General features: G+C 44.0%; 8 protein-coding genes. 3 read left to right on the forward strand and 5 right to left on the reverse strand.

What is annotated here, in order from left to right; genetic code table 11:
- Positions 1 to 15 precede the first annotated feature (15 nt).
- Complete coding sequence (gene cmk / locus MZ182_RS10230; protein ID WP_011789295.1) at positions 16 to 708, reverse strand: (d)CMP kinase; 693 nt, start codon at positions 706 to 708, stop codon at positions 16 to 18.
- A gap of 185 nt (positions 709 to 893) precedes the next feature.
- Positions 894 to 2,174 (reverse strand): 3-phosphoshikimate 1-carboxyvinyltransferase, encoded by a 1,281-nt coding sequence (gene aroA, locus MZ182_RS10235; protein ID WP_115014693.1) that lies wholly within the window; start codon positions 2,172 to 2,174, stop codon positions 894 to 896.
- A gap of 435 nt (positions 2,175 to 2,609) precedes the next feature.
- Here aroA and MZ182_RS10240 point away from each other — a divergent pair, with 435 nt between their 5' ends.
- A complete protein-coding gene (locus tag MZ182_RS10240; RefSeq protein WP_248067018.1) occupies positions 2,610 to 3,800 on the forward strand; it encodes an amino acid aminotransferase in 1,191 nt (396 codons plus the stop codon).
- Positions 3,801 to 3,847: 47 nt separating this feature from the next.
- Here MZ182_RS10240 and MZ182_RS10245 read toward each other — a convergent pair whose 3' ends face one another.
- Entirely contained in the window at positions 3,848 to 4,756 is a 909-nt protein-coding gene (locus MZ182_RS10245) for an SMP-30/gluconolactonase/LRE family protein (protein WP_248067015.1), read from the reverse strand.
- Positions 4,757 to 4,917: 161 nt separating this feature from the next.
- Positions 4,918 to 8,256: a LamG-like jellyroll fold domain-containing protein gene (locus MZ182_RS10250; protein ID WP_248067012.1), complete on the reverse strand. Its 3,339-nt coding sequence runs from the start codon at positions 8,254 to 8,256 to the stop codon at positions 4,918 to 4,920.
- Positions 8,257 to 8,829: 573 nt separating this feature from the next.
- On the opposite strand from MZ182_RS10250, the gene MZ182_RS10255 reads away from it, so the two are divergent.
- Positions 8,830 to 11,664, forward strand: coding sequence for a TonB-dependent receptor (locus MZ182_RS10255; RefSeq protein ID WP_025007678.1), 2,835 nt, complete (start codon positions 8,830 to 8,832; stop codon positions 11,662 to 11,664).
- A 254-nt stretch (positions 11,665 to 11,918) separates the two neighbouring features.
- Positions 11,919 to 12,683 carry a sulfite exporter TauE/SafE family protein gene (locus tag MZ182_RS10260; protein WP_248067009.1) on the forward strand — a complete coding sequence of 255 codons (765 nt, stop codon included), beginning with the start codon at positions 11,919 to 11,921 and terminating at the stop codon, positions 12,681 to 12,683.
- A 223-nt stretch (positions 12,684 to 12,906) separates the two neighbouring features.
- Here the strand turns inward: MZ182_RS10260 and MZ182_RS10265 are convergent, their stop codons facing one another.
- Complete coding sequence (locus MZ182_RS10265) at positions 12,907 to 14,793, reverse strand: family 43 glycosylhydrolase (RefSeq protein ID WP_248067007.1); 1,887 nt, start codon at positions 14,791 to 14,793, stop codon at positions 12,907 to 12,909.
- Positions 14,794 to 14,795 lie beyond the last annotated feature (2 nt).

The raw sequence follows: 14,795 nt of genomic DNA on the forward strand, positions 1-14,795 counted from the left end.
ATCCAGTGGGCTAACTTAGTTAGCGCTGGATAACTTTTCGTTGATGTGCTTGAGCGCAAGCTCAAGTACTTCATCTATACCTTTTCCGCTAGTATCGATAACAAACGCATCCTCGGCGGGGACTAAAGGAGCCACCGGACGATTCATATCACGTTCATCACGTTCGATAATTTCACTTAAAAGGCGCTCGATATTAACATCGAAGCCCTTGTCCTGCAACTGATTATAGCGTCTTTGAGCACGCTCCTCGGCTGAGGCTGTTAAATATAATTTTGCCGGTGCCGTAGGGAAAACAACCGTTCCCATATCACGACCATCGGCAATTAATCCTGGGGCAGTTCTAAAGGCGCGTTGGCGACGTAATAAAGCTTCCCTTACTCTAGGAAATGCCGCGACTTTAGATGCCGCATTTGAGCACTCTTGAGTACGAATATCCGTGGTGACATCTTCACCTTCTAATATCACTTGAACGGGATCTTTATCATTGCCTGTTAAAAATTTCACATCAAGATGTGCAGCTAACAGCGTGATCGATTCTTCATTTTCCAGTTCAACGTCGTGATGAATGGCAGCAAGCGCAAGAACTCGATAAATAGCACCACTATCAAGCAGTTGCCAGCCTAGATGCTGAGCCAATAACTGACTAATTGTACCTTTACCAGCACCACTTGGGCCGTCGATTGTGACTACAGGAGCCCGTTCAGACATACATTCCTCCGCAAAAAATAATCATCATCCGTGAGTTCATCATGTGAGCCCCGAAAATGAGCGCGCCGCATTGTATAATAAAAGACAAACAAAATCCGTTGATTTTTTGTGAAGATTAGAAGCCGCGCAAACACGGCTTGCTATTCTTGACATCGATTATTGTAACCATGGCGAAACCCAAAAACTTAACCTTGCAAGCTCGCAAACTGCTTAAAGTAGTCAGGGAATGTTTTGGAAGTACAGTCAGGATCATTGATGGTGATACCGCAATCGGCAAATGCCAACATAGAAAAGCACATGGCCATGCGATGATCGTTGTAGGTATCGATTTCAGCGGTGTTAATCACCGCCGGTGGAGTGATTTTAATGTAATCATTGCCCTCTTCAACTTCGGCGCCCACTTTGCGTAATTCGGTCGCCATGGCCGCTAACCGGTCGGTTTCTTTAATGCGCCAGTTGTAGATATTGCGAATAACCGTTGTGCCTTTGGCAAATAACGCAGCAGTTGCAATGGTCATGGCCGCATCGGGAATATGGTTCATGTCTAAGTCGACGGCCGTTAAAGGTGAGCCGCGGGCGATAATATAGTCATCGCCCCACTCGATATCTGCGCCCATTTTTTCGAGCACATCGGCAAATTTCACATCGCCTTGGATACTCAAACGGCCCACACCTGTGACTTTGACCTCGCCACCCTTAATCGCCCCTGCCGCGAGGAAATACGATGCCGATGACGCATCGCCTTCTACCAGTACTTTACCCGGTGATATATAACGCTGGCCTGCAACAATCTCAAAACGGGCATAATCATGGTTAATGACGTTAACGCCAAACTGCGCCATCAAGGCAATAGTGATATCGATATAAGGCTTAGAGACTAACTCGCCTTTGACATGGATATTGACGCTGCCCTTAGCAAGCGGTGCCACCATCAATAAGGCCGTTAAAAACTGGCTCGATAAATCGCCTGCGATTTCGACATCGCCGCCATTAAGGCCAGTGGCATTAATCGTCAGTGGCGGGAAACCGTCATTTTTAAGGTAAACGACATTGGCACCGAGTTGCCTTAAGGCATCGACTAAATCGCCAATCGGACGCTCTTCCATACGTGGTTCGCCCGTGAGGGTAAATTCACCTTGGCCTAAGGTTAAGGCGGCGCATAAGGGGCGCATTGCGGTACCCGCATTGCCTAAAAACAATTCCTGCGCGGATTCAGAGGAAATCACACCACCTAAACCATCGAGTTCACACACAGTATTGTTTTGCGATAAACGGTAGTTCACCCCTAACTGCTTGAGGGAGGCCAACATGTGGCGGATATCATCTGAGTCGAGCAGATTGGTGAGCGTGGTCGTACCTTGGGCTAAGGTGGCCAATAATAAGGCTCGATTTGAAATACTTTTTGAGCCCGGAATATTGATTTCACCGCGGACTTGCACAACAGGTTCAAGACGTAATTGCTTCATGAATAAATCTTCTTTCTCTCTAGGGCGTCATCATCACGATCACGCGGACTGAATACGCAAAATGGCAACTTCACGCTACAGCGCGTCAAGTTAAGATTACAAATAAAAGGAGATTGGGGCCTTGTTGGTGCTTCGTCGTTATAAAATTACCGATTGTCGCTAAGGATTCAACCGTTTTTTCGAGAAAAATGACATTTTGGTCAGATTATTTGCTGAGATCAGTGTAAAAATAACAAAAACGCAAAATTTAAGCGGTTAATTTATGATTTAACCGTATTTTTGGCAGGCTTTTTTGCCAAGATAACTGGCGTGTAATCACAGTTTTCACTTTAATTACTTTACCTTTCCGCGCTATTCTAACCTCCAAACGATAAATAACGCATATCTGATACGAACAATCACGTTTGCACTATAACCAGAAAGGTAGATGGAGCTATGTTTAACTCACTCATCGCAATGCCAGCGGACCCCATCCTTGGCTTGTTAACTCAGTACCGCGAAGACTCTCACCCACAAAAAGTGGATTTAGGTGTGGGCGTTTATAAAGATCCTACCGGCGTTACCCCTATTCTAAGCTGCGTGAAAAAAGCGGAAAAATTCCGTCTCGATACCGAAACCACTAAAGTGTATATCGGCCCAACAGGCTCACCACAATTCAACACCTTGATGACGGAATTAGCCTTTGGTGCTGGCCACAGTGCCATTATCGCTAACCGTATCCGCACCGTTTCTACCCCCGGAGGTACAGGCGCGCTGCGCGTTGCAGGTGACTTTATCAAACGCTGTAACCCGAATGCGGTGTTATGGGTAAGCGATCCAACGTGGGCAAACCATATCGGTTTGTTTGAAGCCGCGGGTATTACTGTAAAAACCTATCCTTACTATGACTACGATAGCAAATCATTGAAATTTGATGAGATGCTTGCTGCATTATCGCAAGTGAGTCCTGATGATGTGGTGTTATTCCACGCCTGTTGCCATAACCCTAGCGGAATGGATTTCACCACAGAACAATGGGATAAAGTGGTTGCCCTGACAAAAGTTCAAGGCTTTACGCCGCTGATTGACATGGCCTACCAAGGCTTTGGTGATGGCGTTGATATTGATGCCTACGGTGTGCGTCATATGGCGGCAGCGGTCGATAATATGATCCTGTGCAGCTCATGCTCGAAAAACTTCGGTTTGTACCGTGAGCGTATTGGTTCCTGTTCTGTGATTGCCAAAGATGCCAATACCGCCAATGTCGCGCAATCTGTACTACTTTATGTGGTTCGCTGCCTTTACTCTATGCCACCTGCCCATGGCGCGGCGATTGTTGAGACGATTTTAGGATCAAAAGAATTAACCCAAGAATGGCTTGATGAGCTGAAAGTGATGCGCGATCGCATCAACGGCAACCGCGCCATTTTAGTGGATAAACTTAAAGCCAATGGCGTAAACCGTGACTTTAGCTTTATCGCCCGCCAAAAAGGTATGTTCTCTTTCCTTGGGGTGGCTCCAGAGCAAGTGGCACGCCTACAAAAAGAATTCAGCATCTATATGGTAGGTTCAAGCCGCATCAGTATTGCTGGGATAAGCGAAGATAATGTCGACTATTTAGCACAATCGATTGCAAAGGTTATTTAAATCTATATCCAAAGCTGCATTCCTCTCTGTAAAAGGAATGCAGCAACCTACCATTTAGCAACGCGATACAAAGGTTGTGATTTTACGCCACTGATACTCTGTAATTGATAAATAAAAACATCACCTGCATGGGGCTCTTTGATCAATTGCTCATCACTGAGTGAATGTTTTGCGCTGGTAATAATCAGCCAATCAAGCTTTGGCCCACCAAAAGCAATACTGGTTGGATTAGTAACGGGCAGTGGCAGGATTAAGTCTATATATCCCTCAGGGTGATAGCGAACCACTTGGCCACCACCCCATTGTGCATTCCAAATAAATCCTGCGGCATCAACTTCAGAACCGTCAGGAAAAATATGGTGATTGGTGTTAATAAATGATCGCTTGTTACTCACTGTGCCAGCGATAGGATCAAAATCGTACTGATATATTTCATGTTTTGGTGAATCAGCATGATACATAGTCAAACCATCTGGGCTCCAACAAAGTCCATTTGAAATACAAAGTTCATCTAACACTTTTACACATTGCCTTTGGTTATCAATGCAATAAAGTGCAGCCTTCTGACCTACTGAATGGGGAGCCTCTATCATAGTACCCGCCCAAAATCGCCCTTGCCTATCGACTCGTCCATCGTTAAATCGGTTGCCAATAATATTCAGCTCTGGTGTTGCAAGCCATTGAACCTCTGATGTGTGAAGATGAAATAATGCAATGCCCCGATCAAACGCCACGATAAGTTGTTCTTGGTTATCCGCTAAGCTGAACGAACCGACACGATACGGTGTAGGTATTTTGCGAAGTGTTTGAGACTCAATTTGATAGTTGTAAATCAAAGCAGATTCGATATCGGTCCACCAAATGGATTGAGTTTTATCATCCCATATCACACCTTCCCCAAGGGTATTTGCCACAGGGATAGTCATTAATAATTTACCAACACTTATCTGAGCCATAACCAACTTAGGTCGTTTGAAGTGCCGTTATCTTTCAACATATGCTGATATTAATCAATGTTGCAGCACATAATGAAATTGAGACGTTATATTGTGACTGTAAACAAAAAAGCACTCTTTCGAGTGCTTTCAACTTGACGTCAATTTGTTAACAATAAGGATTACTTAGATTCATCAAATAATTCTTTTACGTCTTGCTCGGTGACAACTTCATCGTAGAATTTAATCTCATCGATAGATCCGCTAAATGGAACATCCCAGAAGTTAACGCCAACAGCAAATTTCGTGGTTGGTGCCGAGAACACATTAGGGAAATTAGCACCAGTAAACATCAGGTTACCATTAACGTATACCTTAACATCACCCGCATTGACAGTGTAAACCATATGTGACCACTGATCTTTAGGCATCACATAACCCGTTCTGCCATCATACCAAGCTTCACCCGACCAGAGTACCAAACGCTCATAATCGTTTTGACCACCAGGTAATATACTGGTCCAACTCGAGGTACTCGCATAAGCAAACAGTGCTGTGGTGTATTTATTGAGTACTTTGGGATTGAGCCAGAGTGATACGGAATAAGTATTGTCTTTAATCAGGTTATTCGGTAATTCAATACCTGAAGCCCCATCAAACACCGCGGCCTTACCCACAGCACCTGCGGCATAACTAATCGTCCCTCCGGTCGTACCAATCAACTTACCCACTACATTACCTGCACCAAAGTTTGCAGTGCTGTCGATAAGATTATCTTCAAAACTATAAACTGCGATAGGTGTTGGTGGTGCTTTTGATTTTACGGTAGCAGTAAAGACTTTAGTTTGTGTCGCTTGACCAAGTTTAAGTGTTGCCGTGAGAGTGACCACTTTATCGGTTTCATCTCGACTCGGCTGATTAACTCCACCTTTATGATCAATCGTGGTTGGATCCGATGATGCCCAAGTTATCGCTGCAGCATAAGGGCCAGTCACAGGTAAAATTAAGTCCTTACGCACTGCGGTTAAATCACCTAGGTCAAGAATATCAACCGCAGAAGCCAGTAGTTCGCTATCTGGCAACTTATCGATGTCTAGTGCTTTGACTTCTTCAGCCGTTAATGCCGCTTCATATACCTTAAGTTCATCAAGTAAACCGTTATAGGGAATATCCCAATAGTTAACCCCTAGGGCAAATACCCCTTCATTACCTGTAAAGAAATCAGCGAGATTACCTTGGCTAAATTTCTCAATGCCATTGATATAGACATTCACTAAACCATTTTTCACCGAAAAAGCTAAGTGAGACCACGTATTTTCAGCAATACGTTCACCCGTTACCCCATCAAACCAAGCGGTACCATTACTCCAGAACATGGTATTGCCGTCCCAACCTTGGGGTAACATACTGATCCAAGTGTTGGAAAACTTACTGCCATCTTCAGCTGCTTGTTCATTTACAGCACCAAAAAATGCGGTAGTAAATTGTGTTATTACACTAGGATTTGCCCAAAACGATACAGTGTACTCATAGCTTGAGATAATACCGCTCGGGAGCAATACACCGTGTGCACCATCGAGGGAAAGCGCTTGCCCCTCAAGACCAATGCTATAACCAACTGACTCTGCAGGTTTAAATATCCGATCACCCGTAGGTTGACCTGCAGCAAATAACCCCAAAGTATCATTTAGATTATTTTCAAAGCGATAATATGCAATACGGTTATAGGCTTTTCTCGCGTAGACAGTCACTTGGAAAGTTTTAGTCACTTTTTTACCGTTTACCATCACAGTCGCTGTTAAGGTGATGACCTTATCGCCTTCCCCTGCATTGGGCCTAATAATGGTTCCATCGGTACGGATCACGCCCTCATCACTTGAAACCCAATTAATGGTTGCACCATGCGTACCTTCAGTGGGTAAAAGAATTGAATCTGTTGTCGCTTCCGAAACAACACTAATCCCATTAACGGTATCCGTTAATATTTGATCTGTGGTTTTATCTGCTAATTTTGTGCCCCAAATACTGACACCGTCACTGGACATCGCACTAAATGTGGGCATTAACTTCGCTTGGTTTGGATCCCATTGCCATGCTAATACCCCTTCAAATGTGCCTAAGTCATCAAGGGTTAACGTGATGTGGCTATCATCTGTTTGTACATAAGTTCCTGTGACATCGCCAGTAATCGCACCTTTATTGGTCCAAGTTCTTTTTAACTGAATATGAACAGATTTATGTGGTTTAGTATTAATGTCTTTTGCATGGTTAATAAATTTATAAGCGCCTTGAATATCCAATTCATCGACAATGTTTTCCCCATTTATAGCGGCATAACGTTGTGGAGATGCAACTAACCAGCCATCACTATTCATAAACATTTCATGCACTCGAACACTATGTCCTTCACCTGTTTCAGGGAAGCGAGTGTGGAATACTAAGAAATATTTTCCCGTATTTGCATCATAAAAAGCAGAATTATGCCCTGGTGACATATAGCCGATATCAGTTCCTACATCTCCTGGATGGGCATCAAATAGAAAACTGCCCATTAATTTCGCACCATAGGGCGCTATCATCTCTGCGTTGCCCGTCACATCAATCATATCCTTGCCAGAAGCATCGACATAAGGGCCATTTGGTGTTTTAGCGCGCGCAATACGAATGTTATAACCATCATTTTGCTCATAGCCACCAAATGAGGTAAACATATAATAATATTCAGATTTAGGGCTATAGATAACGTAAGAGCCTTCAATCGGACTATAATCACCGCCCATGATCTTAGTGCCATACCCTTGGCCATCAAGGGGTTTACCTGTTGTCGGATCGAGCTGCAATACCCAAATACCACCCGAATACGAACCATAGGTCATCCAAAGTCCGCCATCTTTATCGTAGAAAATGGCAGGATCGATAGCATTAGGATCGGTATATCCACTGTAGTCTTTGCCGTTAACGCCAGGATTTTCGGTACCCTCATGCCCAGACTTTAGGAATAAACCTTGATTAACATAAGGCCCCATAATCTTGTCAGACGTCGCCACTCCAAGGTAGGAGCGGGAAACACAATCCGATTCAACAGGCCCTGCACAAAAGTTATAGTAAAAATGGTATTTACCATTGGCTAACTTTTTAATATCAGGCGCCCACGACCCAATAAAGCCTCCCGTCCACGCTGTACCTTCTGCGATTTCAGTTGCATACGTATTAAACAAACTGCTGGTCTCTACCCCATCAAGCGCAATTTGAGTCCAACTGATAAGATCCTTTGAACTTGCAACAGCAAGGTGAGAACCAAACACATAGTAGGTGCCATCGGTATCTTTGATGATCGAAGGATCATGGACAACCACATCGGTGTAATTCACATCACCAGAAAGGGTTGGGTTGGCAAAGGTTATTGGAGGCGGAAGTGTAAAGGTATTTGTGTCGTTAGCACTGTTGCTACTGTCGTCCCCACCACAGGAAGCAAGCGCTAAAATCAATCCTACAGACACGAATGAGCGTTGAAGCACCATGAGCGTCGATCCTTTTATTGTTGTGTTTGAATATTAAGGTTAGTTGTTAATCAATTTCATCACTACATTATATAATACAATACTACTGTAACACTAAAGTTAAAAGTAGCATTCTTAAAATAGAAGTAAATATGTTGTGACAGGAATTTCCTGTATTTGATGTCTGGATTAACCTGACCTTGGTGATTACAGCGGGTTTACGACTTTAGTCTAATAAGATGATCTCTATACATCACAAAACAAATAATAACCAGCAAATACATAATGATAAGTTATTTATCCATTAAATAAATTACGGATGATAAATGTGACATTAATTAGCAATTGCATAAATCAACAAGTTGACACATTAATAGTCATACAATATGATTTTAACAGTTGTCATACATTGTTAACTTTGCACTCATCGGCAGTTCAATCCCCTTTACGGTGCAAGGTGTGTTATCAAATTCTTAACTTTTCAGGGGCACAGTTGGGGAAGTCGGTGACTTTGAAGTGGGATAAAAAGACCGGGACGTCAGTGGGTGTCTTAGGCTTACCGGGTCAAATAATAAACTACCGGAGATTAACTAGATGTTTAAACAGACTTATTTGGCAAGTGCGATCATTCTCGCACTCACAAGCCAAGCTACGTTTGCGGCAAATAATGATATTGCACCACAGGATCAGGTAGAAGTTGAGTCTACGACTCAAGAAGAAACACAAGCCGATAACCCACGACCGAATGAAGAAGCCATGGAAATCATTCAGATCCAAGGTATTCGTGGCAGTTTAAATAAAGCTGTAGAACTTAAACGTCAAAATGTTCAGGTAGTTGAAGCGATTATCGCTGAAGATATTGGTAAATTTCCCGACAATAACGTGGTTGAAGCACTGCAACGAGTGACTGGGGTACAAGTCACTGATCGTGCCTCAGGTGAAGTTAACACCGTGAGTATTCGGGGTTTAACCGATGTCACAACAACCGTTAATGGTCGTCAAATTTTCACCGCCGCAGGCCGTGAAGTCGCTATTGCCGATATTCCAGCGGCATTACTGGGCAGTGTAGAAGTATTTAAAACGCGTTCATCCTCGCAAGTCGGCAGTGGTATTGCGGGTCAAATTGATATTCGCACCCATCGACCTTTTGATTTTAGTGATAGCAAAGTCAGTGTCGCGGCTAAAGGCATATATTCAGATCAACCCGATAAAGTCGATCCAGCATTGAGTGCTCTGGTCAGTGACCGCTGGGATACCGCAATCGGTGATGTCGGAGCGCTGTTAAACGTATCTTATATTCGAACTAATTATAATGACCAAGTTGTCTCCCCTGGTGCCTCATTACCCTACTCTGCAGAAACGGGTCTGTTAGTTAATGATGCCTATTGGACACGAGGTCTCGCTCACGGCCTAGATACCACAAAAGGCGCACTCATTAACGGTGAAGAATACCTGTTAATGCGAGATGCTATTTTCCAAAATATGAATGTTGGTGAGCGCGAACGCCCTGCGCTTAATCTGTCTTTACAGTGGGCGCCGACTGATAATTCAGAATACTTATTTGAAGCATTTTATAATGGCTATCGTAACAATAGTGCCAACGCCATGCTTTTTAGTAACGTAGATTCGGCTGATAATTGGAGTCAAGTTATTGATAATGGAATTGAAATATATGATGGCACCAATGTGGTTAAATCGAGAACGGCCTATAATGTGGGAGGCTTTAGTAGTTCAGATCACAGCCACAACAGCACCGATAGCTATGTATTTGCCTTAGGTGGTAAATGGGATCTGGATGATGTGACCTTAAAATCTGAGGTTGTCTATCAAACCAGTACCTATGAATCATCGTTCATCGCGATGCGAGGGATCAGTGCTAACAGTAATAAAAAATTCTACGGAGTGGATGTTGATTACAATAATAAAAGTGGCGGTGTACCAAGCTGGGCTTATTTAGATGATCCAAGTACTGCGATTAATGAATCTGATTTATCCCAATTAGCGTTGTGGCAAACCTCTAATATGTATGACAGCGGAACCAAGGATGAAGGCGACTCGGTAGCTTGGACCTTAAATGGTGATTACTATCTCGATTACAGCATCTTCACCAAAATGAAATTTGGTACTCGTGTCGAAAAACGGGGAGCCAAACACGGCCTCTATGATGCTGGTGCATTAGATAAAAATATTAAGTTTACTGATCTTGACCCCAACATGTTTACTGTTGCCTCTGGCTTCTTTGATGGTCGCGGTAATGTTCCTACAAACTGGGCGCTGGTAGATGGCAACTATCTATATGCTAACCGCGCAGCCATTGAGGCTTTATATGGTGCTGATGCAGATGCATTGGCAATGTATACAAACTACGATATCGATGAAACGTCCTATGCGGCTTATATCCAAAGTGATTTTGAAACCGAGCTATGGGGTAAGCAAGTCGATGGTCAAATAGGTATTCGCTATGAAAAAGCCGATGCCGATATGGATTTTTGGGAGAGGAAACAAGACACTGTCACTGAAAAGTACTATCTTGAGCATTCATCCGATACTAATGGTAGTTCAGAAATTCTACCAAACCTGATGGTTCGTTTCTGGCTAACCGATGAATTAGTTGCCCGTTTTTCCTATTCAGAAACCATTCGTAGACCTGCTTTTGGTGATTTGAGTACCGCTATTTCATATGTAGAAGATTTGACAAATCTTGGCTTTGGCCAAGCATCCAGTGGTAACTCAAAACTTAAGCCTACGACGTCAAAAAACTATGATTTTTCATTGGAATATTACTTTGGAGAAGGTTCATCCATCTACGGTACTTATTTCCGCCGTGATATCGAAGGGTTTGTGTATAACTCAACAACCACAACGACACGCGAAGTTGATGGTGAAATCAAAACTTACCTATTAAGCCGACCAGATAACTCTTCTAACGGCGAGCTAACTGGCTTTGAACTTGGCACAGTATATTTCCCTGAAAATCTGCCTAGTTATCTTGATGGCATTGGTACTCAGATGAGTGCAACCTTTTTGGATTCTAGCCAAGACATTCCGGAATACGATAGCAAGACTGGTGAAAAAACAGGATCGACTACCAGAGAATTGTTCGGCGTTTCCGACACATCTTGGAGTGCAATATTGATTTATGACAAAGAAGTGTACAGTGCCCGCTTGTCTTACACTTGGCGTGATAAATTCTTAAATGCATACGATGCGGGAAGTTTTGCTATGCCACGGGGTATCTATCGTAAGCCAGAGCAAAGTTTAGACTTCCAGTTTAGCTACAACTTAATGGATGATTTGGTGTTGACCTTCGATGCAACCAATATTCTTGATGATGTGTACCAAGAATACTATGAGGACTCAGTGCTCTTTAACCGTACAAATAGTATCTACACTCGTACATTTGCATTAGGCGTTCGCTACTCGTTCTAAGCTAAAGATTTAGTATCTCGTGCGTTTTAAAAAGCTAATCATCTGATTAGCTTTTCTTTTTGCGATGAGTGTCAGTACAAACATTTACCTTTTGCTCTACATCACTTTAACGGCTACAGGTCGTTTAGTGGCACAGGCTTTCAATCAAGATAGCTGATAGCGTTGGATTCCTTTCGTGCAATAACATCCTCTGCTTTGAAAGCCATAGGTGATTTGTTACTGTTAACACCCTCACAGTGACCGAATAGACATTTATGCTCTCATCGTGGTTTTTCGTTGACACTATCCCTACGGATATGTTTGTACTCTTAATCTTGAGTGCAGGTTTTACATCTTTTTTTACCGCCTGTTTTGGTATTGGCGGTGGGGTAATGTTGCTCGGCGTTATGGCGCAAGTGCTCCCCCCACAACTGATTATCCCACTCCACGGTGTCGTGCAATTGGGTGCCAATGCGGGACGAGCTATCGTCGGTTGGCAGGATATTCAATGGCGATTTATTTACACTTTTCTACCCGGAGCACTGCTAGGAGCTTTACTCGGCAGCCTAGTGTTAGTTGCCCTACCACCTTCTATTATGTATCTCACGATTGCGGCTTTTATTCTCTATTCCTGCTGGGGGCCCAAGCTACCGAAACTTGTTTTAGGAACGTTGGGGACATTCATCGCAGGGGCTATCACCACATTTATTTCTCTTTTTGCTGGAGCGACTGGACCTCTGGTGGCGGCCTTTATTAAACAGCTTGAAGTCGATCGTTTTCGAACTGTCGCAACCTTTGCAATGGCCATGTCATTGCAACATGGGGTTAAAGTAGCGGTATTTGAAGGAATGGGCATATCCATCGCTGATTGGTGGCCATTGTTGTGCTGGATGATATTGAGCGGTGCATTAGGCACTTGGATTGGCTTTAACATGCTAAAACGGGTAGCCGATAAATATTTTCAGATGATATTTAGTCTTGTACTTTCGCTGCTCGCCTTGCGGTTAATTTTGCAAGCACTTAACCAGTGGTCAATTTAAGATAAAAAAAAAGCAGTAACAGACAAACAGTTACTGCCAGCACGCCGAGCAATTAACGCTCAACCAATATGCCGCTAAGCGACCTCAACTTACAACGGCATGTCTAGGGTACGTTGATGTTTCAGGGTTATTTTTGTCGCTACCTGCCCTAGATTTTGGTAAATCTGGACCAGAACAAACAAAAATGAATCTCGAAACATCACCCTCCCTAAAATAGTTTGGGCTATTTGGTTTTCACCTCCCTGAAATAGAACTGCTGCGAAATGGTATTCTTCCACACATCCTCAACAATATTGTCGCCATTGGCATAGGACTCGCCCGCGACTTTCATCGACGATCCCCCTTTGCGCGATACCACTCGAAGGGAGCCATTTGGCATAAACTCAGTGCGCCATTCGCTGTCATCTTTATCACAGGCGCCAAGTTGCAAATTGCCCTCAACACTGACTAAGCACTGGGCTTGTTTATTCGCCGTCAGTTGATTTGATTGCAGACGGTAATAGCCTTCACTGGTGGATGTCGCGTGCCATTGCTGGCAAGCGTTAGCAGTGTATTCATATTGCACAACATTGGCATTCGCCTTTGTGTCACATTGCTGCGCTGAGACTACACGGCCACTGTGGGCATTTACAATTGCAAAATGGGATACGGGTTCGATACGCCAGTCAGTACACTCGCTGACGCGATTTTCACCGACAACCACAGCCGTATTCTTTTTGCTGCTGCAATTGGCCGCTTGTAGATTTTTAATCGAGCGCTCATTGGCAAAACGGAACCAGCCATCACGACTCGCATCAACCGACCAACGCTGACAACGGGACGCAACCCAAGGTGCGGCATTCACGCCCGAGGCCTTTTCATCTTGGCAGTCAGCTTGCGTTAAAAAGGTCCCTTCGGCCACATTAGCAAACCGATATAAACCATCGTTAGCAGGGTCGATAATCCAAGCACTGGCTTTATCATCACACTGACCAACACTGACTTCTCCTTTCGCATTGGTCACTAAACATTGATTAATATCACGATTGACGATGCGGTATTTCACCCCTTCAACTTGGGCTTTTAATGGCCCAAACTCGCCGCTTGGAACAGGTAACTGTTGCTTGTCGGCTAATGGCTCACCAAACTGCGGTAAGCCTTTATCATCCCACTTAAAAGGTTGTGCTCTGGCGGCGCGGGTACCACTGCAACCATCTGTGGGTGATGAGTTACCGTGATACACTAACCAATCTTCGCTGCCATCGGGGGAAGTGAAAAATCCGTGATGGCCTGGGCCATATACGCCATTGGCTTTACTGAAGAAGGGTTTGTCGAATTTTGTCCAAGCCGCAGGATCCATAGGATCCTCCCCTGTCAGCTCAACAACACCGAGAGAATAATCCTCTGTATTACAAAAACTTGCCGAATGGACGAGGAAAGTGCGTCCATCACGCTGAATAATCTCAGGCCCTTCATTGACATTTAAGCCTGACTTTTCCCAGTCATAAATGGGCTGAGTGATCACTTTATGATCGCCCGTTACCGTCCAAGGATTGGTCATTTTAGCGATGAGGTTCACTTGATCTTTACCGTGCCATTCTGACCACAAAAAGTACAACTGCCCCTTGTGCTCTAAGTAACTGCCATCAATATTCCAGTGTTCTGGCATGGGAGTGCCCTTAAATTTATAGGGCCCCATAGGGTCGCTGCCTTCACTCTCAAGGATATGATTGCGCTGACCATCAAAATTTTCTGCTACACCCGAGGTATAAATCACATACCAACGCAAACCTTCTGCGGTTTGCATGGGGTGGAATTCAAACGCCCAAAAATTACAGCAACGGGACTTATCATCGTCTGACCAAATATTGTGCGCAGGGGCATCGGCAAGCCCTGCTATGGTAGGCGATTTACGCATCACCAATTCAGAGGTCCAAGTGGTCGTCGTCAAATAATAGTTTCCATTATGGTATGCAAGCCAAGGATCTGCACCATTACGAAACAATGGGTTGGCAAAGGTTTCACTGGTAATATGATTATCAGGAAGCACAGGTGACGCTTCAACCACTCCAGTGCTAAAGCCAAATGTGAGCGCCATCGCGGCCATCAATGTTGTCAGAGAATGCGTCATTA

The sequence above is a fragment of the Shewanella sp. JNE2 genome (assembly GCF_023159115.1).
GTDB lineage: Bacteria > Pseudomonadota > Gammaproteobacteria > Enterobacterales > Shewanellaceae > Shewanella > Shewanella putrefaciens.

Excerpts from the sequence above, each read along its gene's own strand:
- cmk (WP_011789295.1), bottom strand. The coding sequence starts at position 708 with ATGTCTGAACGGGCTCCTGTAGTCACAATCGACGGCCCAAGTGGTGCT.
- aroA (WP_115014693.1), bottom strand. The coding sequence starts at position 2,174 with ATGAAGCAATTACGTCTTGAACCTGTTGTGCAAGTCCGCGGTGAAATC.
- MZ182_RS10240 (WP_248067018.1), top strand. The coding sequence starts at position 2,610 with ATGTTTAACTCACTCATCGCAATGCCAGCGGACCCCATCCTTGGCTTG.
- MZ182_RS10245 (WP_248067015.1), bottom strand. The coding sequence starts at position 4,756 with ATGGCTCAGATAAGTGTTGGTAAATTATTAATGACTATCCCTGTGGCA.
- MZ182_RS10250 (WP_248067012.1), bottom strand. The coding sequence starts at position 8,256 with ATGGTGCTTCAACGCTCATTCGTGTCTGTAGGATTGATTTTAGCGCTT.
- MZ182_RS10255 (WP_025007678.1), top strand. The coding sequence starts at position 8,830 with ATGTTTAAACAGACTTATTTGGCAAGTGCGATCATTCTCGCACTCACA.
- MZ182_RS10260 (WP_248067009.1), top strand. The coding sequence starts at position 11,919 with ATGCTCTCATCGTGGTTTTTCGTTGACACTATCCCTACGGATATGTTT.
- MZ182_RS10265 (WP_248067007.1), bottom strand. The coding sequence starts at position 14,793 with ATGACGCATTCTCTGACAACATTGATGGCCGCGATGGCGCTCACATTT.